This window comes from Pseudomonas veronii (assembly GCF_002028325.1).
GTDB classification, from domain to species: domain Bacteria; phylum Pseudomonadota; class Gammaproteobacteria; order Pseudomonadales; family Pseudomonadaceae; genus Aquipseudomonas; species Aquipseudomonas veronii.
In genome coordinates this window covers 3,341,100-3,360,725 of record NZ_CP018420.1, presented here as the reverse complement: position 1 = coordinate 3,360,725, position 19,626 = coordinate 3,341,100, and the positions used below count along the sequence as shown (strand labels likewise).

At 61.9% G+C, this 19,626-nt stretch carries 15 protein-coding genes; 4 read left to right on the top strand and 11 right to left on the bottom strand.

Annotated features, from left to right (window positions below):
- Nucleotides 1–60: 60 nt before the first annotated feature.
- Complete coding sequence (locus PverR02_RS15335; protein WP_017845773.1) at nt 61–558, top strand: BCAM0308 family protein; 498 nt, start codon at nt 61–63, stop codon at nt 556–558.
- Nucleotides 559–572: 14 nt separating this feature from the next.
- On the opposite strand, the gene mgtA is transcribed toward PverR02_RS15335, so the two are convergent.
- Nucleotides 573–4,154, bottom strand: coding sequence for a magnesium-translocating P-type ATPase (gene mgtA, locus PverR02_RS15330; RefSeq protein ID WP_079443768.1), 3,582 nt, complete (start codon nt 4,152–4,154; stop codon nt 573–575).
- Nucleotides 4,155–4,351: 197 nt separating this feature from the next.
- Here mgtA and PverR02_RS15325 point away from each other — a divergent pair, with 197 nt between their 5' ends.
- The gene (locus tag PverR02_RS15325; protein ID WP_079443767.1) at nt 4,352–4,921 is read left to right on the top strand and encodes a GNAT family N-acetyltransferase; all 570 of its coding nucleotides are present in this window, start codon (nt 4,352–4,354) and stop codon (nt 4,919–4,921) included.
- 21 nt (nt 4,922–4,942) lie between these two features.
- Here the strand turns inward: PverR02_RS15325 and PverR02_RS15320 are convergent, their stop codons facing one another.
- From PverR02_RS15320 to PverR02_RS15290, 7 genes are all read right to left on the bottom strand, one after another.
- On the bottom strand, nt 4,943–6,631 hold the full coding sequence (locus tag PverR02_RS15320; protein ID WP_079443766.1) for an HAD family hydrolase: 1,689 nt from the start codon (nt 6,629–6,631) through the stop codon (nt 4,943–4,945).
- Nucleotides 6,632–6,668: 37 nt separating this feature from the next.
- Nucleotides 6,669–7,394 (bottom strand): dienelactone hydrolase family protein, encoded by a 726-nt coding sequence (locus PverR02_RS15315; RefSeq protein ID WP_046383389.1) that lies wholly within the window; start codon nt 7,392–7,394, stop codon nt 6,669–6,671.
- A gap of 296 nt (nt 7,395–7,690) precedes the next feature.
- The gene (locus PverR02_RS15310) at nt 7,691–8,824 is read right to left on the bottom strand and encodes an NAD(P)H-hydrate epimerase (protein WP_079443765.1); all 1,134 of its coding nucleotides are present in this window, start codon (nt 8,822–8,824) and stop codon (nt 7,691–7,693) included.
- A 66-nt stretch (nt 8,825–8,890) separates the two neighbouring features.
- Entirely contained in the window at nt 8,891–10,327 is a 1,437-nt protein-coding gene (locus tag PverR02_RS15305) for an NAD(P)(+) transhydrogenase (Re/Si-specific) subunit beta (protein ID WP_017845767.1), read from the bottom strand.
- Nucleotides 10,328–10,336: 9 nt separating this feature from the next.
- The gene (locus PverR02_RS15300; protein WP_017845766.1) at nt 10,337–10,678 is read right to left on the bottom strand and encodes an NAD(P) transhydrogenase subunit alpha; all 342 of its coding nucleotides are present in this window, start codon (nt 10,676–10,678) and stop codon (nt 10,337–10,339) included.
- Nucleotides 10,675–11,814 carry an NAD(P) transhydrogenase subunit alpha gene (locus tag PverR02_RS15295; RefSeq protein ID WP_046383386.1) on the bottom strand — a complete coding sequence of 380 codons (1,140 nt, stop codon included), beginning with the start codon at nt 11,812–11,814 and terminating at the stop codon, nt 10,675–10,677. Before PverR02_RS15295 ends, PverR02_RS15300 begins: the two co-directional genes overlap by 4 nt.
- A 63-nt stretch (nt 11,815–11,877) precedes the next feature.
- Entirely contained in the window at nt 11,878–13,260 is a 1,383-nt protein-coding gene (locus tag PverR02_RS15290; RefSeq protein ID WP_017845764.1) for an NAD-dependent succinate-semialdehyde dehydrogenase, read from the bottom strand.
- A gap of 399 nt (nt 13,261–13,659) precedes the next feature.
- On the opposite strand from PverR02_RS15290, the gene PverR02_RS15285 reads away from it, so the two are divergent.
- Nucleotides 13,660–15,504 carry a response regulator gene (locus tag PverR02_RS15285; protein WP_079443764.1) on the top strand — a complete coding sequence of 615 codons (1,845 nt, stop codon included), beginning with the start codon at nt 13,660–13,662 and terminating at the stop codon, nt 15,502–15,504.
- A gap of 10 nt (nt 15,505–15,514) precedes the next feature.
- Here the strand turns inward: PverR02_RS15285 and PverR02_RS15280 are convergent, their stop codons facing one another.
- From PverR02_RS15280 to PverR02_RS15270, 3 genes are all read right to left on the bottom strand, one after another.
- Nucleotides 15,515–16,195: a BON domain-containing protein gene (locus PverR02_RS15280; RefSeq protein WP_017845762.1), complete on the bottom strand. Its 681-nt coding sequence runs from the start codon at nt 16,193–16,195 to the stop codon at nt 15,515–15,517.
- Between the two features lie 127 nt (nt 16,196–16,322).
- On the bottom strand, nt 16,323–17,705 hold the full coding sequence (locus PverR02_RS15275) for an MBL fold metallo-hydrolase RNA specificity domain-containing protein (protein ID WP_046383383.1): 1,383 nt from the start codon (nt 17,703–17,705) through the stop codon (nt 16,323–16,325).
- A gap of 35 nt (nt 17,706–17,740) precedes the next feature.
- A complete protein-coding gene (locus PverR02_RS15270; protein ID WP_079443763.1) occupies nt 17,741–18,661 on the bottom strand; it encodes a universal stress protein in 921 nt (306 codons plus the stop codon).
- 283 nt (nt 18,662–18,944) lie between these two features.
- Here PverR02_RS15270 and PverR02_RS15265 point away from each other — a divergent pair, with 283 nt between their 5' ends.
- Entirely contained in the window at nt 18,945–19,592 is a 648-nt protein-coding gene (locus PverR02_RS15265; protein ID WP_017845759.1) for a BON domain-containing protein, read from the top strand.
- Nucleotides 19,593–19,626 lie beyond the last annotated feature (34 nt).

Sequence of the window (19,626 nt, the reverse complement as noted above, 5' to 3'; positions counted from 1 at the left end):
GAAATCCACCCGATCGTCAACACGCGGGTTTGCCCCTCTCGATGCGTCAGGAGAAACACCATGGACAAGTATCAGCAGAGTCAGAAAAACAAGCTGTTCAAAACGCCGCCCCATGATCCCTATTGCTTGCCGCGGGTTGAAGGTTCGGCGGTGTGCCCGCAGTGCGACGCGGTGTATCAGGCCGGGAACTGGACCTGGAACCGACCTGAAAACGCGGTGGTGCATGACGCCCAAACCGTCACCTGCCCGGCCTGCCGCCGCATCGCGGACAACATGCCGGCCGGCACCCTGATGCTATCGGGCGGCTTCTTGCAAAAGCACCATGATGAAATCATCCACCTGATCGAAAACACCGAAAAAACCGAAATGGCCGAGCATGCGCTGGAGCGCATCATGCGCGTGACGGAGGTGGCGGACGACCTGATGGTGACCACCACCGGCATTCATCTGGCCAATCGCCTGGCGCATGCACTGGAAGGCGCATTCAAAGGCAAGGCGCAGTACCGCTACGGCGATAGTCAGTACGGCGTGAACGTCACGTGGGCACGTAACGAGTAACCCCTCACGCCCCGCTACGGCGCAGCGCGAGCGCGGCTCAACCGCTGGCGACGGTAAAAGAGCCGCTTGACCCATTCCGCCGCGCCCATGTAGGCCAGGCTGATTGCCAGCACTGTCAGCAGGATCGGCAGTGGCAAGGGCACCAGGCCGAACCAGGACGCGATCGGGCTGTAAGGTAGCCCGACGGCCAGCAGGCCGATGGCCGCGGCGCTGAGCAACAGCAGTGTGGCCGGGCGGCTTTGGTAGAACGGGCGGTAGGTTCGCACGATGAAGATCGTCAGCAGTTGGGTCAGCAGCGATTCGACGAACCAGCCGCTGCGAAACACTTCCGGGCCCTTTTCCGCCAGCAGGTACAGGGCCGCGAACGTGAGCACATCGAACAGCGAACTGACCAGCCCGAACACCACCATGAAGTTGCGGATTTCCCTGATATTCCAGCGGTGCGGGGTGTTTTCCCATTCGCGGTCGACGTTGTCGCTGGCGATCCCCATGGAGGGGATATCAGACAGGAAGTTGTTGAGCAGTATCTGCTTGGCCAGCATCGGCAGGAACGGCAATACCAACGAAGCCAGGGCCATGCTGATCATGTTGCCGAAATTGGCGCTGGAGACGATGGAAATGTACTTCAAGGTATTGGCAAAGGTATGCCGGCCCTCTTCGATGCCTTCGCGCAACACGTCGAGGTTGTGCTCCAGCAACACGAAGTCCGCGGCCTGCTTGGCCACGTCGGCGGCGTTATCCACCGAGATCCCGATATCGGCGACTTGCAGCGCCGGGGCATCGTTGATGCCATCGCCCATATAGCCGACAACGTGCCCGGTCTTCTGCAGGGCGCGGATGATGCGTTCTTTCTGGTTGGGGTCGACCTCGGCAAAGAGCGTCGTCAGTGGCGCCAGGTGCATCAATGCTTCGTCTTTCATGGCCGCCAGCTCGGCGCCGGTGATGATGCGCTCTACGGGCAGACCCACGGCCATGCCGACATGGCGGGCGACCAGATGGCTGTCGCCACTGATGATCTTGACTTGCACACCCAGGCGCTCGAGGTTGGCGAGGGTGTCTTTCACCCCCGGCTCCGGCGGGTCGAAGAACAACAGAAAACCGCGGAAGGTCATGGCCTTTTCTTCATCCCGGCCGTAGTGCGGCTGGTCCGGCAAGACCCGCGTGGCCAGGCCCAAAACCCTGAAGCCCTGCTCGCTCCAGTCGGCGAAACGCTGCGCGATGGCGGCCCGCTCGGTGTCGCTCAGCGCCAGCAACTGTTCGCCGCGGCGCACCTGTGTGCAAACCTCAAGCACATTGTCCAGCGCCCCCTTGGTCACCATCAGCCGGGCGGCCTCAGGCGCATTCGCGACCACCACGCTCAGGCGCTTGCGCACGAAGTCATACGGCACTTCATCGAGCTTGCTCGCGCCGGGGCATGGCGCCAGGGTTTTGCCGGCCAGGGTGATCGCATCGTCCATGGCGTTGCGCATGCCGGTCTGCAGGCTGGAGTTGAACACCGCCAGTTGCAGGATCGTGGCATCGGCATTGCCCGCCAGATCCATGGCGCCGTCCAGCACGACGACGCCGCGGGTCAGCGTACCGGTCTTGTCGGTACACAGGATGTCCATCGCCCCGAGGTTTTCAATCGCATTGAGGTGACGCACGATGACCCCTTTGGCGGCCATGCGTTGCGCGCCTTTGGCCAGCGTGATGCTCAGGATCGCCGGCAACAGTTCCGGCGACAGCCCGATGGACAACGCGATGGCAAACAACAGGGTGTCGAGCGCAGGACGATGCAGCAGGATATTGATGCCGAACACCACAATCGTGATCACCAGCATCACCCGCAACAGCAAGCTGCCGAAGCGACGCAGGCCGCGCTCGAACTCCGTCTCGGGCGGGCGCAGCGTCAGGGTCTTGGCAATGCGCCCGATTTCACTGTCCGAGGCGTAGCGCGTGACCAGCACCTCGGCGGTGCCGCTGCGCACCGAGGTGCCCATGAACACGCAATTATGCCGCTGCCCGAGCGTGACATCGGCGGCGCAGTCGCCCGGCAATTTTTCCACCGGGAAGGTTTCGCCGGTCAGCAGGCCTTCACCGATGAAGCAATCGAGCGCCTGCAGGATCCGGCCATCGGCCGCGATCAGGCTGCCGGCGCTGAGTATCAGGATATCCCCCGGCACCACCTCGCTGGCGGCGATGTCCACGGCCTTGCCGTCGCGCCGCACCGTGGCGCGCAGCGCGATCTTGCTGCGCAGTTGCTCCACCGCCGTACTGGCGCGATTTTCATACCAGGCGCTGAGAACCGCGCTGATCAGCACGATGCAGCCGACAATCGCCGCATCCAGCCAGTCCCCCACCACCACGGCGACCAGCGCACCCACGATCAGGATCAGCACCAAGGGCGTCCGCATTTGCTCCAGCACCAGCCGGGCCAGGCCGCGCGGTCGGTCTTTGGGCGTGGCCGGCGCGCTGCGCACCCGCGCATTGGCGTCGGCCTCGCTCAAGCCCTGCGGCGTGCTGTGCAGGCTGCTGAACACCTGGCTGACTGGCGGGCTCCAATAGTCGCCGGTTGCCACGCGGGTGGGCGGCTTGACGTTGGATCGCCACTCACGATGGGCCAACCAGAGGCCGGGCAGCATCGGCAACCAGAACGTCAGCCCGCGGAATAACAACGTGGCGGAAAGCGCCACCGCAATGTTCACCCCCACCCAATGCAGCGTGACCACCGCCGCCGCTTCAAAGGCGCCGAGCCCGCCCGGCACAATGCCGATACTGCGCAGCACGCTGGCCAGCATAAAACCGGCAAACAGCCCCAACGGCGGCGCGGACACACCCAGCGCGCGCACCAGCACCCACAATGTGGCGCTGTCGAGCACAATGATCACCAATTCCAGCAAGGTAATGCGCCAGAGTAACCCTTGGCTACGCACCAGTTGCTTGTCGGCCCCGGTGAGCAATGACGCGATTCTGGCGACAATCGGAAAATGTCGCCCCGGCAAATGCGCGACCAGGCGCCGATTGCCGGCCAGCCTTGGCGTGACCACTGCCAGCAACAGGCTGACGGCAACGAACACCAGGCACGCCGTCACCACCGCAGGCGTGGCATGGCCCTGGAAGATCACCACCGGTAACGCCACGCCGACCGACACTGCATAGGCCAGGAAATACCCGGACAAATCCAGCACCAGGCTCGCCAGCACCAGCGGTTTTGCGAACCCGAGGCGGACGAAGGAGGCCACGACCGCAAAGGCGCCGCTGATGCCGGAGGACGGCAGGGCCTGATCGACAAACAGCTTCATCACGCTGAGTTTGCCTGCCTCCCAGAGTGAAAGCGGCTGCGTCCCGGCCCTGAGCACCACCCGAAAGACCTGCCCTTGCGCCATATACGTCAGGACTTGCAACGCCAGGGCGCCGACCAGCCACAGCGGCTCTGCCTGGGTCAGCAAGCGTGTGAAGGATTCGACGTCGGTGAATTGCAGCGCCACGCCGACCACTGTCGCAAACATCGCGGCGCCGAGCAGCCACGTCAGCCACAGCGCGGAACGGCTGTAATGCTGTTCCTCTTCAGGTACAGCCGGATCGATGAAACCAGCAGTGGGCGGTTTGACAGGCATGCCGTGCCCCTGAGCGAATCAGCAGAGAGTCCGATTCTGGCGCGGCCTGCGCGGGGCCGTTTGATCCAGGTCAACCTGCCCCTGGACGGTCTGTTAGTCCGCATCACGCTTTCTGACCTTGATCAATACGCCTGCCGCGCATCCCCCTCAGTGTGAACAGGGCCGTTCTTCGACCCCACTGTGCGCTGGAGCCCCCCATGCTAGCTAATCAACACACCGCTGCTCTGATTGCCGAGATGGATAAAACCTCGCCCGCCGAGCATTGGCTGGAAAAACTGCACGACGGAACGCATGTGCTTATCCGTCCGTTGTCGACGCACGATCACCTGGGCCTGCTGCATTTTTTCCAGCGGTTGTCGCCGCTGTCGTTGCGCTTCCGGTTTTTGGGCGCGGTGACCCATGTCGATGCGAGCGCAATCGATACACTGCTGAGCGAGTCGGCGCAGATCAGCCGCGGCTACCTGGCCTTGATCCACCATGACGGCGAGTTGCAGGTAATCGGTGTCAGCCGCTACCGGCGTGCCACCGATCAGGACGAACAGTGCGATTGCGCGGTCGCCGTCGCCGACCCGTGGCTGCGCAGGGGCCTGGGCCGTTTATTGCTGGGGCATCTGATCGATGCCGCCAAGCGTGAGGGGTTTCGCAAAATGTGCTCGACGGACCTGTCGACCGATTACCCGATTCATGGCTTGTACAAGCAATCGGGTTTTACCTCGGCCTATCTGGGCCGGGATTTTGATCGCATCGTTCACGAGCTGGAACTGTAGACGCGCACGCCGCCCGACCATTCACTGCGGTTCCAAGTGATAGCGCGATTGCACCAGGTGCGCGATCTGTTCCTGGGCATCCCGCAGCGGTACAGACGCATCGTTTTCAAGCAGACGGGTTTCGTTGGCCAGCACGTCGTCGCGGATCACCTCGCGAAACCAGTTGGAAAAGTCCCCGGCCTCGCGGTGTTGGCGGAACGCGGGATCGTCCAGGCGCGCAAGCGAAGACAAAAACTCCGCAAGGTTCGAGGCGCGCTGGTCAAGGCTGGGAAAGTAGAATGCATGCCAGGCGCCCACATCCCCGACCGCATACTTGCCGCTGTGGCGATGATGTTTCTGCTCGGGTTGCTGCTGCGCCATCAGCACCACGTCGCCGCCATGACGAACGTCCCACAGACAGAAATAGTCGGGCGCGGATGAGCGCGCCGGGAATTCGGGGCAGCGTCGCTGCGTATGCTGGGCGTAGCGTTGGACCAGTTCGCGGGCGGTGCTGCCCAGGGTCACCAGCACGTCTACCGCGTCCAGCAGCGACGGGCAGACCTGATCGAAGTCCAGGGCAACGATGATCGCCCCCATATTCGCCAGAAACCCCGGAGGCCACGCAGCGCAATGGGGCAGCATGTAGTGGGCCTCGTCCACGACCATCCAGTACGGGCGGCCGGTGCTGCTGCGTAGCTGCTGGATAAACGGCAGTAATTCGCCGAACAACTGCACGCGGGCGGCTGGGTCCAGGGCCAGGGTGCTCACCACCACGTTAAGCCGTGCCTGTAACAGGTGATGCAGCGACTCTTCGGTTGTCGGCGGAGTGGTCAGGCCACCGACCGTGACCGCACCGTCCAGCGACAGATAGTCGCCTTCCGGATCAATGATGCAGAAGCCCTGGTGGGCCTCGACCATGCGTTCTGTCAGCCAGGTCACGTAGCTCGACTTGCCGGAGCCTGAATTGCCGATCACCAGCAGCACCGATTCCGGCGGCAACCACACCTTGCGTGCATCGGCGGTTCGCCCCAGTTGCACGCCGATACGCTCGACCGGCACCAGCGCGGCGTCCTTTTGCAGCAGCATGTCTATCAGCTCGCAGACCCCGCGCCCGTGATCCTGGCTCAGGCAGATGTCCGCACGGGCCTTGATTGAGTCGATCGCGTTGTTCACCGCCGCCGCACAACCGCAGATCGCGAGAAACGCGTGGTCATTTTCGGCGTCGCCCACGCCGACCACGTTCAGTTCGCAGATGCCCAGCCTCAGCAACGCGGCACTCAGCCCCGAGGCCTTGTTCACCCCCGTTGGCAGGACCATGATCGCGTCCTTGTTGAACGTCATCTGCAGCTCCAGGCCCAGCTCGCGAATCGAGCTGATCACCGCGTCCTCGAACGGATGCCAGGTAGCGATAACGGACCTGCCGACGGACAAGGATGAAACCCCTTTGTCGCGCAGGCGCTCCACCAGTGCGGTCGAGGCCGAATCGGCGATGAGTTCCTCGGTGTCAGTGCGCGGGTCGTACAGGAGCGCGCCATTCTCCACGACCACCAGGTCAAACAGATCGAGCTGGGTAAAATGATGCTTGAGCGCCTGCAACTCCCTGCCGGTAATCAACAGCAACTTGCGACCGCTGGCCTTGAGGCTGGCAAGCGCTGTACAGACGTGTTCGGGAACATTGCCGTTTTCGGCAATGGTTCCGTCATAGTCGACCGCCAAGGCTAAGAAATGCATGTTCGCTCCATGACGGGTTGGGCTGTACAGGCCCGCGCTAAGAAGATGAAACCTTGCCATTGATTCCGGGCAGCGGCTCGCTGGGCAAAGGTTCCTTGTGCAGGTACTTTTCGAACCAATCGCCGGTCAGCCTGGCTACGTCCGCCAGTGTGCCCGGCTCTTTGAAAAGGTGCGTCGCGCCTTTGACGACCTCCAGGCTTTGCGTGCAGTGCAACGCCCGACTGGTCCGCACATTCAAGCGCAGGATCATCGGGTCTTCCGCGCCCACCACTTGCAACGTCGGCGCTTTGACCTCGCACAACGCCTGGGCGGCCAGATCGGTGCGCCCGCCTCGACAGACCACCGCCCGCACACCGCCCACGTGAGCCGCGGCGACCAGCACGGCGGCGGCGCCCGTACTGGCACCGAACAAGCCCATGGCAAGACGGCGTAATTCAGCGTCTCGGGCGATCGCGTCGATGACCTTGACCAGTCGATCGGCGAGCAATGCAATATCAAAACGCAGCACACCGGTCAGGTTATCCCAGCGCTGCTCTGTCCTTGTCAGCAGGTCGATCACCAAGGTGCCCATCCCGTGGCGCGCCAGGTACTCCGCGATAAAATGGTTACGCGGGTTCGAATGACCGCCGCCACTGGCATGGACGAGAACGACCAGGCTTTCGGCGCCTCGCGGCAATCGCAGATCACCGGCCAATTCATAGCCGGCAAAGTTAAACTTTTTGTATTGGAGCTCAGATACTGCAACACCGCAGTGAGAGGCCATTAGTTGAATACCTTCGTATATAACCTTTTCGAGGGGCAAGGTACTTCAAGAGTGGCTTCATCTTTCTTTTTGATTGTTCGTCAGGTCGATGGATTGGGCATGAGCGCCTATCAGGTTAAAACCGAAAAAAGCCCGGCCTGCTCTGTTGGATACACGACGATGACCTGAAGCCTCTGCGGGTTAAACTGCGCTTTTCCGGCAAAGCGTACTTGATAAATATCAAACGCACGCCCATCCACGTTTCAAATCGGACATTTGACGTGCAATACACCACTCGCCGACATGTCCACGGACAATCAGCCGTACAGTCGACGCAATAACCCAGGTAAAAGATTCGGCACGTCTTTGGCCAGTAACCCTGGGCCGAATTCGGCAGCGGCCACATCATGCAACCACACGCCCGCTGCCGCAGCCGGAAAGGCCGGCATGCCCTGGGTCCGCAGCCACCGAATAATGCCGCCCAACAGCTCGCCGGTGGCGGCCGAGGGCACACTGCAATGGATCACGGCGCGGCCATCGGGGCAGGCAATCACCGTGTCACTGCCGCGATGCACAACCACAGCCGAGCCGTGCTGGGCAGCGGCTCGAGTGCGGGTCAGTTTGTCGCCGACGAAGTCGAACATCCGCCGAAATTCGCTCTCGTGAAGGGTCAGCACCTGCGTGGCATCCGCCGCAACGACCGGTGGGTGCCCCGCGACGGTATCGAGACCGGCTCGCGGTAAATCGGGCAGCCACAACCCAGGGTGATTCTCAAATGCCTGGGGGACGATGGCGTCGAGCACCGCTTCGGGCGTGCCAATCTCGGCCACAATCACTTCGCCACACAGGTCGCGCCCCGGTAACAGCAGATGCCCCGGCTTTTTGCGAAAAAACGTCACCGTCAGCACCGCCGCCACGGCGCCCAACGACTCACCAGTATCGCCCATCACTCCGCTGGGCGTATCGACCGCGACAATCGGCACCGTGCCACGGCCAGCCGCAGCCAGGGTGTCCAACACCTGCCCCTCCAGCGCACGGGCGAGACCGGCGCCGAATACCGCGTCGACAATCAGCTCGGCCCCTTCAAGCACCGCGGGGCTCAGGGCTTGCACCTCGCCCGGCCAGCGCTGTGCATGTTGCCCGGCTTCGCCTTTCAGCGCGGCGCGACTGCCCCACATCGCCACCCGCACTGGCCAGCCCGCTTGCGCAAGCCGGTACGCGCAGACAAAACCATCGCCGCCGTTGTTGCCCGGCCCGCAGAGCACCAGCAGCGGCCGGGGTGTCCAGCGCCGCTGGATTTCGCGTGCCACCGCCGCGCCGGCATTGCTCATCAACTCGAAAGACGACACGCCGGCAACCACCGAAAGCCGGTCGGCTTCCGCCATCTGGCGCACCGTCAGCAAGGCCGCCTGGCGCGCGCCGTTATCGAGGTCGGGGCTCAACGTGTTCATGCTTTTCACACTCTCGATCGCTACTGAAGTCACTCACCGCCTGCGCGGTGACGTCGCCCCGCTTGGTTACCCCAAGCCTCTGACCGCCTCGATCATCTTGACCAGGACGGCCTGTGCATCGCCGTACACCATGTTGCAGTTTTCCGCATAAAACAGCTGGTTCTGAATACCAGCATAGCCCTTGCCCTCCCCGCGCTTGACCACGTACACATGATGAGCCTTGTCCACATCCAGGATCGGCATGCCGTAGATGGGCGAGGCTTTGTCGCTGCGCGCGGCGGGGTTGACCACGTCGTTTGCTCCGATCACCAACACCACATCGGTGTCGGCGAAATCGGTGTTGATGTCGTCCAACTGGAAGATCAGGTCGTAAGGCACACCGGCCTCTGCCAGTAGCACGTCCATTTGTCCCGGCATACGCCCCGCCACCGGGTGGACCGCGAATCGCACAAGCACGCCGTGGGCCTGTAACAACTTCACGAACTCATAGAGCTTTTGTTGGCCCTGCGCCACGGCCAGGCCATAACCGGGCACGATGATGACTTTATTGGCGTACCGCATGGCGACGCCGGCATCACTCGCCGCCGTCGGCTTGAGCTCACCCACGATCGCCGCGCCTTTGCGCACGGGTTGGCCGCCAAATCGGGCAAACAGCACATGCGCGACCGTGCGATTCATGGCCTTGGCCATCAGCAATGTGAGCAGCACACCCGCGGCGCCGACCAGCATGCCGGCGATCATCATGGCCGGAACCTGCAACACAAACCCTTCCAGGCCGACCGCCAGGCCGGTGAAGGCATTGTAGATGGAGATGACCACCGGCATGTCGGCACCGCCGATGGGCAATGTCATCAGCACACCAAACAACAGCGCGCAGCCGAAGAACACACCGATCAACCACAGCACGCCGTTCAACGAACCGTGTTCGGCGTGCATGACCACCATCAGCCAAGCGCCTACGCACAGCGTCACCAGCATCAGCAAGGCGTTGATCAGTTGCAGGCCTTTCATGTGCAGCGGCTTGTTGATGCGGCCATCCAACTTGGCCCAGGCAATCAAGGAGCCGGATAACGAAATCGCACCGATCAACGCGCCAAACAAGGTGCCGGCCAATGCCGAAAGGTCGAACACTCGGCCCCCGAACAACTCCATGGCGGCGATCGCGGCGGCGGCGCCCCCGCCCATGCCGTTGTATATCGCGACCATCTGCGGCATGGCGGTCATGGCCGCCTTGCGCCCGCTCCACCACGCTGCGCCACCGCCCAGCAGCAGCGCGACGAGCGCCAGGCTGACGTTGACAGGCAAATGTGGCCGGGCCGCCTCACTCACCGAAAATACGTAGAGAAAACTCACGATAACGGCGGCCGCCATGCCCCAACCGGCGACATGAATGCCACCGGCCGCCGTGACCGGCGAAGACATGCGCCACAACCCGAAAATCAGTAGAAAAGCGGCGAAGAAATACACCAGCCCTATCAGCCACTGCGACGTCATAATCAACATGGTCAAACCTCAAACCTTTTCAGGCTTCCGGGTGGCAGAGTGATGAGCTTTGCGCCGCTTGGGTTCCGGCGCGCTGGTCTGGAACATCGCCAGCATCCGGCCCGTGACGGCGTACCCGCCCGCGGCATTCCCCGCGCCCAGCAACACCGCGACAAAACCAGCCGCCTGTTCGGCCACGCTCGCCGCATCGAGCAGGCCGATAAGCCCGCCGATCACCACGATGCCATGGATAAAATTCGAGCCCGACATCAACGGCGTGTGCAGAATCGCCGGGACCCGCCCGATGATGACCCAGCCGGCGAACGCGGCGAGCATGAAGATATAAAGCCCGACGAAGCCAACACTGTTCATGAGGTCTTCTCCTGGGTTGCGGCATCCGCCGGGTTCAGCGAATGCATGAGTTTGCCGGCATGGGTGAGTACCGTTTGCGCCAGAATCTGATCGTCCCAGTCGATGCTGATGACGTTGTTCTTCAACATCAGCGCCAACAGGTTGAACTGGTTTTTCGCATACAGCAGGCTGGCGTCTTGGCTCAAGGATGAGGGCAGATTCAACGGCGCCATCAGGGTTACCCGACCGATCGTGACGGTCTGTCCAGGCACGCAGCCTTCGCAGTTGCCGCCGCCTTCGGCGCCAAGATCGACGATCACCGCGCCAGGTTTCATCCCGGCAAGCTGTGCGGCACTGATCAGGCGCGGGGACGGCCGCCCCGGCACTGCCGCCGTGGTAATGACCAGGTCCGCCTGTTGGATATGCTCCGTCAGCACTTGAGCGACTTGGGTTTTCTCTGCCTCACTCAGCTCCCGTGCATAGCCGCCCTTGCCTCGCGCATCGACCCCGACATCGACAAACTCGGCCCCCAGGGACCGCGCCTGTTCCGCGGTTTCCGGGCGCACGTCGTAGCCCTCCACCACCGCGCCCAGACGATGGGCAGTCGCGATCGCCTCCAGCCCCGCCACGCCCAACCCCAGGACCAATACCCGCGCCGGCCCCACGATACCCGCCGCGGTGGTGACTTTTGGCAGGATGCGAGACATCTGCACCGAGCCCAGTTGGACCGCATAGTACCCAGACAACGCCGATTGACTGGACAGTGCATCCATCGACTGGGCCCGCGTGATGCGCGGCAGGCGCTCCATGGCAAAACACGTGATTTGGCGCTCCAGTAAACGTTGCACCAAGGCCGGATTCTTCTGCGCATACACAAAACACAGGAGTACCGACCCGGGCTTCATCTTGCCTACGACTTCCAGCGAAGGCGCCTGCACCGCGAGAAGCACATCGGCCTCATGCAGCCACTGTCCGCCGCTGGACACGAACAGCACATCCGAATAAGCAGCGTCCGGCAAAAAACTCGCTTCACCCGCCCCCGTCTGCATATGAAGCCTTGCCCCCAGCGCGCATAACTTCGCGCAGAGGCCAGGCACGAGGGCCACACGTCGTTCGTGCGGGTGGGTTTCTTTCAGCACAGCCACATTGACGTACATCGCGCGCTCCGTTGAAGGCACCCGCGCATGGCCGGGCACCCGGAATGTAAACAGGACAAGGCTTCAGACCGGCGCCTGAGCCAACACGTAACGCACCAGTTTTTTATTCACGAACTGCTGGATACCCATGTCGCCCAACTCGCGGCCATAGCCGGAGTCCTTGATGCCGCCAAAGGGCAACTCGGCATCGCTCCAACTGATGTTGTTGATGAACATCATCCCGGTCTCGACGCGACTTGCCACACGACGCCCCCTGTCCAGGTCACGTGTGAACACCGAGCCGCCCAGGCCGAAGTCGGAGTCGTTGGCCAGGGCGATCGCGGCGTCTTCGTCCTTGACGCGGAAAAACAGCGCCACCGGGCCGAAGAACTCATCCCGGAACGCCGGGTTTTCAGGGGCGATGTCAGTGAGAATGGTCGGCGTCATAAAGGCGCCGGGGCGATCGATACGTGTGCCCCCGAGCAGAACCTTCGCTCCGTGATCGGTCGCCGTGCGAACCTGCCCGAGCAACTGCACCAATGCCGCTTCCGAAGACAGCGGGCCCAGGGTCGTCGCTTCGTCCATGGGATCGCCGGGTTTCAGCGCCGCGAGCCCGGCCTGAAAGCCCTTCAGGAACGCATCGGCGACCTTATCCACGACAATGAAGCGTTTTGCCGCGCAACAGGTCTGCCCGCAGTTGTACATCCGCCCCCAGATCGCCCATTTGACGGCCAGCTCCAGGTCGGCGTCTTCCAGCACAATGAATGCGTCGCTGCCGCCCAGCTCCATGGAGGACGGTTTCAGGTTCTGCCCGGCCCAGGCCGCCAGGCTGCGGCCCGCGGCGACACTGCCGGTCAGTGCAACCCCGCGAACACGCGGGTCATCGACCACCTGTCTGGACTGCTCATGGGAGATCGACAGGTTGGTATACAGCCCGGCAGGCGCGCCGGCTTCGAGCAGGATTTGCTCGAAGGCCATCGCGCATTGAGGCACGCAACCGGCATGCTTGATCACCAGCACGTTGCCTGCCATCAAATGCGGACCGGCCACGCGAGCCAACTGATAGAACGGAAAGTTCCACGGTTCGACCCCAAAGATAACGCCGATGGGACTGCTCTCCATGTGCGCCTCGCCTTGGCTCGGCTCCAGCGCTTGCGGGGCCAGGAAGCGTTCCGCGTTCTTGGCGTAGTACGCCATGATATCGGCGCTGAATTTGACTTCGCCTCGGGCCTCGTCGATGCGCTTGCCCATTTCCAGCGTGATCTTACGGGCCAGGGCATCGAAGCGCTGATGCATCAATTCACCGGCCTTCGCGATGATCGAGGCGCGCTGGGCATACGTTGTGTGTTTCCACGTCGCATAGCACTGCGCCGCAGCCGCCAGTTTGTGCTCCAGTTGCTCAGCCGTCAGCGTATCGAATTGTGCGAGCAACTCGCCGTTGTATGGATTGATCGTTGTATAAGCCATAACGGTTGCCTTCCCATGAGATTGAGTTAACCAACGTCAACCGGCTACCTTCAGCCGCCGTCCCCACGAACCGGCATTACGTTGGCCTGAATGCATTCAGCTGGCTAGCGTCGGAAACTACTTACGTCTCCCCTCTTGAGCCCAGGCCAGAGCCTGAAGAGCGGGCACTCTAACGGTGCCTTCGGCGCACTTCGTTGGCGCAAAGCGCGGTGATGTGAACCGAAAGGCGGCCTGAACAAGGCGCTCAGCGTGAACGGCCTGCTCGCTCGCGATCAACCGAGCGGTTTAGAACCGTCGGGGCTCGGTAAATACTTACATAGATCAATTAAGCCGCCTTACAAACTGCATAGGATTGCGCATCAGGCAATACGACTTTGCGTCTTGCCAGGAGGGGTAATCATGCAAGTCAAGCAATCCATGTCGGAAGAGGTGTTGCCACGTCAGGCATCAGGCCCGGCATCGGCCTACTGTCCCCTCCCCGCTGAACGGCTGGGCGGCATCGATCAGAAACTTCGCCAGACCGCGCAATTGGTTTCACTCATCGTCGGGCAGCTTGAGGCCTGTGAATTCGACCCCGCGACACCGGCGCGCAGGGTGCTTGAACAATTGGATGCCACGCTGGAGAAATTGTTGAGTCGATTCGGGCTCGACCAACCCGCCCCCGCGACAGACTATGATCGCCACGCAGCGGTGGATTTCCCCATACAGACCCTCTTCAAGGCATTGGCTCAAGACTTTTTGCCGTTGGCCGCCGCCCAGCGCCGCAACCTGCGGATCGTGCCGTGTTCGTCGTGGGTCAGGAGCCTTCCCGATTGCCTCAGGCAACTCTTGAGCGGTCTGCTTGCCAACATCATGGACAGTACCAGTACGCTACGCCTGACACTGGGCTGCAGGCGCCACGCGGAGTGGCTGAGCATCGAGCTGTGGTTCGCGGGCTGCAAAAGCCGCGACGACGCCTTGCGTATCGTGTCGATGCCTGTCTATGAGGCTTCGCTGCCGGGTGCCTGTGGCAAGCCTGCCCTTCGCTCGATAGCGGAACTCAGCGCGATGCTGGGTTTACAGCTACAGGTCAAAACCGCTGACGAACGCGCGACGCTGATTTCCATCAGCGCGCCGTTATCGCCGTCAGTCGTTCAGCCCGGCGCGCGCAGGCAACAGAACGCTCGAGCGCTGGGCATGGCTCGCACGTGCCTGCTGTTGATCGTGGAACCGGACGCCCTGCTAGGCGATATGCTCAGTTGCGGTTTGGGGGCGCTGGGCTATCGAACGGCAGCGGTGCGCGATAGCGTCGCCGCGTTGGAATGGATCGCGCGATCGGGCATTCAACCGGACCTGATCTTGACCGAGCACGTGCTCGAGCGGTCCTCGGACGGTGTCCAACTGGTGCAAAAGATTCGCGATCAATTCAGCCGAACCACACCCGCGGTCATATTGACCGCCGAGACGAAAAAGCAGGTTTCCCAGTCCGCCCTGACCGCCGACTGCATGCTCCTTCGCAAACCGGTGAGCCTGAACCTGCTGCGCGTCACCCTCGCCAGTGCATTGAGTACACACGCCGAAGTACACGCTGTTCACGCCATGCCTCCGTCGCGCCAACCCGTCATTTACGTGGTGGACGACGACGCCGCGCTGCGCAGCGACTTGCGCACGCTATTGGAGTCGGAAGGTTACCTGGTGCGCGACTACGGCGCTGCCGAGCAGTTTCTCGACAGTTATACCGCTGACCAACCGGGCTGCCTGATCATTGATGCGCGCCGCTCGGGCATCAGCGGGCTTGAGACGGTGGCCCGTCTTAAAGCACAGGGCGACGAGTTGCCCGTTCTGATGATCAGTTGCAACAGTCGCGTTGCCGATGTCGTCGATGCGATGAAGGCTGGGGTATGCGACTTCATTGAAAAGCCGTTTCGTTATCAGCAGCTGTTAACCAGCGTGAAGAAAGCGTTGGCCAGCCAAGTCGCAACCGAGAGTTCCCAGGTCCTTCGCAAGGCTGCGATTGACCATATCAACCACCTCACCGCACGGCAGCGCCAGATTCTGGCGATGGTGCTGGACGGTCATCCGAGCAAAAACATCGCTGCCAACCTGGGGATCAGTCAACGGACAGTGGAAAAGCACCGAGCGTCGATCATGAGCAGGACCGAAGCCAGGTCGATTCCCGAACTCGCCCGCATCGCCCTGGCGGCCGGCGAAAAAACACTCTCGGCGGCTGCCAATGACAAACGCAACGGGCTCATCGGCGGATGATCGCGGAAGGTTATGTCGAACCCGGCGATTCAAGGCCGCTGGGCGATACCATCAGATTGTCGACAACCTTCTGCACACCCGCAGTGCCCGATGCCGTCAACCGCGCCATATCCCGCTCCGGGAGCGATCCGACAACCCCCGAGAGCGTGACTTCCCCGCCCTCCACACGCACGTCGATAGCGTGGGCGTCGATGATCGCCTTGCGGCGAAACGCTGATTCGATATCGGTCTTGATGGTTTGCGCAGAGGCGTGGGCCTTGACGACGATATCGTTACTGATCCCCTTGATCCCTTGCAGATAGCGCACTGCGTAGCCGGCCGTCTGGCGCTGATGCTCAGAATCCACTTCTCCGCTGAGCACCAGCCAGCCATCGGTCACGCTGACTTTGACGCGGTGGTCCGCCAGCGAGGTATTCCATTGCAATGCGGAAACGGCGGCCGCGACGAGATCGCTGTCAGTCCGCACATGACTGGAAGGCAGCACGACATCGATCTGGTTGAGCAGATCCACGACACCGGCGACATGTGCGACCGCCTGTTCCGCGTGCCAGCGCTCGGCGTGACTGGCGACATTGCCGGAAAGCGTGACGATGCCATCGGACACTTGAACCAAAATCTGATCGGCTTTAAGTGCCAGGTCCCAATTCAGTTCTTCGATCACCTGTTGCCTAAGCTTTTCATCGGTATTCATAAAAAAGCTCCAGAGTTTTTCAAAAGTCTCAATCAGCCAAAGCGTATCCGGTTGCGATGTTTTTCAGCAGGTCGGAAAGTACCCATCCTTGGCGCGGGAGCGGTGATTCAGGCGCGTTTTTTTGGCGCTAGACCGGCAAAGGCTGCGCGACCGCCGGCAGTTCGACACTGTCCCGATACTCCGGCACCGACACCGACCAGCCCAGTTCCTGGCTGATGCGCCGCCGCAGCACGTCCGAGGCGTTCGGCTCGCCGTGTACGACGTAGGTGTGTTTCGGCGCACGCTTGAAGCCGCGCAGCCACTGCATGATTTCATCGGCATCGGCGTGTGCGGACAGGGTTTGCATCGGCACCACCTCGGCGTTGATCGGCACGTCCTGACCGTGGATACGCACCGACGGCACACCCGCGACAATCTGCGCGCCACGTGTGCCGCCGGCCTGAAAGCCTGGCACCAACAGGGTGTTGAGCGGGTTGGGCGCCAGCGCCTTGAGGTGGTGCAGCACCCGCCCACCGGTGGCCATGCCACTGGCGGCAATGATGATCGCGGGGGTGCGCTGCTGGTCCAGGTCAATCGACTGTTGCACGGAACACACAAAGTGCGTGCCATCGCACATGCCCTGGCAGTCCTCCAGCGACAGCCGATGCTCAGAGCGAAAACGCTGGTACAGGCGGGTGACCTCGGTGGCCATCGGGCTGTTGAGGTAGATCGGCAGGTCCGGGATCGCGTGCTGTTGTTTGAGTCGATACAGGTGATACATCAGCAGTTGCGCGCGCCCCACCGCAAACGACGGCACCAGGGTGATGCCGCGCCGCAGCGCCGTGCGGTTGATCACGTCCGCCAGTTGCTGTTCGGGAGGCTCAGCGGGGTGTCGACGATCGCCGTAGGTGGATTCCACCAGCAGGTAATCGGTCTGCTCGATGGTTTCCGGGGCGAACATCAGGGGATCGTTTGGCCGCCCCAGGTCGCCGGAACACACCAGCGTGACGCCATCGGCGACGACTTCGACCGTCGCCGCGCCAAGAATATGCCCGGCGTCACGCAGCAGGATGGTCAAGCCCGGCGCGATCGCGACCCGGTGGTGCAGCTCGATCGGCCGCAGCAGCTTCAACGCGCGCTCGGCGTCCTGTTCGGTATAGAGCGGCAGCGCCGGGTCATGCTTGGAGAAACCATGCCGGTTGGCGAATTCGGCCTCTTCTTCCTGCAGGCGGCCACTGTCGCGCAGGAGGATTTTCGCCAGCTCGCAGGTGGCCGGCGTGGCATACACCGGCCCGCGATAGCCGTTGCGCACCAGTACCGGCAGGTAGCCGCTGTGGTCCAGGTGGGCGTGGGTCAACACGATGGCGTGCAGGTCTTGAACCGGCAGCTGGAACGTGTCCCAGTTGTGCAGGCGCAATTGCTTATAGCCCTGGAACAGGCCGCAATCGATCAGTACGTGCAGGTCGCGATGCTCCAGCAAGTACTTGCTGCCGGTGACCGTACCGGCCGCCCCGAGAAATGTCATACGCATGGCTATGTCCTTGAGGTCTCATGGAATCGGTGGTTTCAGTCAACCCAGGGTGATGGCTTGACGATCATCAAACTGCAGGAGGTGCGGTTCAGCACACTCTCGGCGGTGCTGCCGATCAGCCGGTCAAGCTTGTCGCGATAGACCGTGCCAAGCACCACCACGTCGAATGCATTGCGCCGGGCGAACAAGCTGATCACTTTGTGCGGAATGCCGGTCAGCACATGTTGGCGTCCCTGCTCGACCCCATAGCGTTCGGCGAGCACATCGAAGGCTTCCACCTGCGCGTCATTGACCGCCTCGCCCAAACTGCTATCCAGGCTTTGGGTCGGCACGCTCGTGGGGGTATCGCCCACCACCGACCAGTTGCTGACATTGAGCAGGTGCAGATGGGCATCACACACATGCGCCAATGTCGAAGCCAGTTCGAGCACGCGCTCGTTCAGCCCGTATGTGAGTTCTTCGAGGTGCGACAGGTCAATGGCCGCGAGTACTTTCAACGGTTTGGGGTGCCTGGCGTCGGTGACCAGGTGCAGGCAGGCCGGACAATCGCGCAACAACAGCCAATCCAGGGGTTGATGGAAGGTCCGGTCAAGGGCCGAGACATGCTGGACGTCCTTGATCACCAGGTCGGCGTGAAAGTCGTTCACATACGCCAGCACGTGCGCCAGGTTGGGTTTGGCCCACACCACTTCACAGCTGACCGCCAGCCCCGCACGCCGTTGAAAGCGCACTTGCTGCTCCAACCAGTGGCGATGGACCTGCAGGTAGCCTTCCCTGGCCCGGGCCATCGCGTCATGGTCAAACAGGCCGGCCACCTCCAGCGATGCGACATAATCAAACGCCACAATGTGCAACAACGCGCCGGTTGCAATGGCCAGTGCCTGAGCCCGGTCAAAGGCCGGGGTGCGTGTCATCTCCGAGGGTGCAATCAATAAAATACGTTTGAGTGGCAGCATTAGATACCTCGGCCTGGGCGCATGTAATCACCTGACTGCAACCCGACGTCCTAGCGAGTAGCGTGGTGCCCTGTTGTTGTGACTGAAAACCGTCGGTCAAGTATCTGGCGCCATAGGGCCCGCGCTCTGATCTTTGTCAACTAATGGCTGGCTTTCAAACAATGAGTGAATCACTCAGGCCTTGTTGATATAGCTCAATGATTTTCCGTGGTTCGAGCGTAGAAACCAGTGACTGGCCACTCTCGGCCCGTCATCAGCCACGAATTCGATTGAGGACACCATCATGAGCGACTTGAGTTTGCGCAAAGCCATTATGGAAGAGCTTGAATTCCAACCGCAGATCGATGCAGCCAGCATCGGTGTTGCCGTGGAAAACGGCGTTGTCACGCTCACCGGACATGTCAGTAGCTATGAACAGAAGGTCTGCGCCGAGCGCGCGGTAAAAGGCATCAAAGGCGTGCGCGCAGTCGCCGAGGAGATCCAGGTGCGCCTGCACAAAGGCGCCGGAACCGCGGACGACACCATCGCCTCCCGCGCCCTGAGCATCATCAACTGGAGCGCCGACGTACCGGCGAATGCGGTTAAGGTCATCGTTCAGAACGGTTGGATCACCCTCGAAGGCCAAGTCGACTGGCAGTACCAGAAGGAAACCGTAGAGAAGGCGGTGCGCAAGCTGTCCGGCGTGCTTGGAGTGGATAATCGGCTGACCCTGAGCCCGCGGGTAGACATCGTCGATATCCGCAAACGCATCGAAGATGCGCTCAAACGCAATGCTGAAGTGGACGCCAAGGACATTCACGTCAGGGTCGACGGTGATGTGGTCCGGCTCGACGGCAAGGTTCACCTGTGGCGCGAGCGCAAGCTCGTAGAACGGGCGGCCTGGTCGGTGCCGGGCGTCACGCGGGTGGAAGATCACCTGCTGCTCGCCTGAGGTGATGCATGCTCCAGTGCGCCGACTGGGGCAT

What these genes read in the sequence shown, in the direction of transcription:
- PverR02_RS15335 (WP_017845773.1), top strand. Translation starts at nt 61, where the DNA reads ATGGACAAGTATCAGCAGAGTCAGAAAAACAAGCTGTTCAAAACGCCG.
- mgtA (WP_079443768.1), bottom strand. Translation starts at nt 4,154, where the DNA reads ATGCCTGTCAAACCGCCCACTGCTGGTTTCATCGATCCGGCTGTACCT.
- PverR02_RS15325 (WP_079443767.1), top strand. Translation starts at nt 4,352, where the DNA reads ATGCTAGCTAATCAACACACCGCTGCTCTGATTGCCGAGATGGATAAA.
- PverR02_RS15320 (WP_079443766.1), bottom strand. Translation starts at nt 6,631, where the DNA reads ATGCATTTCTTAGCCTTGGCGGTCGACTATGACGGAACCATTGCCGAA.
- PverR02_RS15315 (WP_046383389.1), bottom strand. Translation starts at nt 7,394, where the DNA reads ATGGCCTCTCACTGCGGTGTTGCAGTATCTGAGCTCCAATACAAAAAG.
- PverR02_RS15310 (WP_079443765.1), bottom strand. Translation starts at nt 8,824, where the DNA reads ATGAACACGTTGAGCCCCGACCTCGATAACGGCGCGCGCCAGGCGGCC.
- PverR02_RS15305 (WP_017845767.1), bottom strand. Translation starts at nt 10,327, where the DNA reads ATGTTGATTATGACGTCGCAGTGGCTGATAGGGCTGGTGTATTTCTTC.
- PverR02_RS15300 (WP_017845766.1), bottom strand. Translation starts at nt 10,678, where the DNA reads ATGAACAGTGTTGGCTTCGTCGGGCTTTATATCTTCATGCTCGCCGCG.
- PverR02_RS15295 (WP_046383386.1), bottom strand. Translation starts at nt 11,814, where the DNA reads ATGTACGTCAATGTGGCTGTGCTGAAAGAAACCCACCCGCACGAACGA.
- PverR02_RS15290 (WP_017845764.1), bottom strand. Translation starts at nt 13,260, where the DNA reads ATGGCTTATACAACGATCAATCCATACAACGGCGAGTTGCTCGCACAA.
- PverR02_RS15285 (WP_079443764.1), top strand. Translation starts at nt 13,660, where the DNA reads ATGCAAGTCAAGCAATCCATGTCGGAAGAGGTGTTGCCACGTCAGGCA.
- PverR02_RS15280 (WP_017845762.1), bottom strand. Translation starts at nt 16,195, where the DNA reads ATGAATACCGATGAAAAGCTTAGGCAACAGGTGATCGAAGAACTGAAT.
- PverR02_RS15275 (WP_046383383.1), bottom strand. Translation starts at nt 17,705, where the DNA reads ATGCGTATGACATTTCTCGGGGCGGCCGGTACGGTCACCGGCAGCAAG.
- PverR02_RS15270 (WP_079443763.1), bottom strand. Translation starts at nt 18,661, where the DNA reads ATGCTGCCACTCAAACGTATTTTATTGATTGCACCCTCGGAGATGACA.
- PverR02_RS15265 (WP_017845759.1), top strand. Translation starts at nt 18,945, where the DNA reads ATGAGCGACTTGAGTTTGCGCAAAGCCATTATGGAAGAGCTTGAATTC.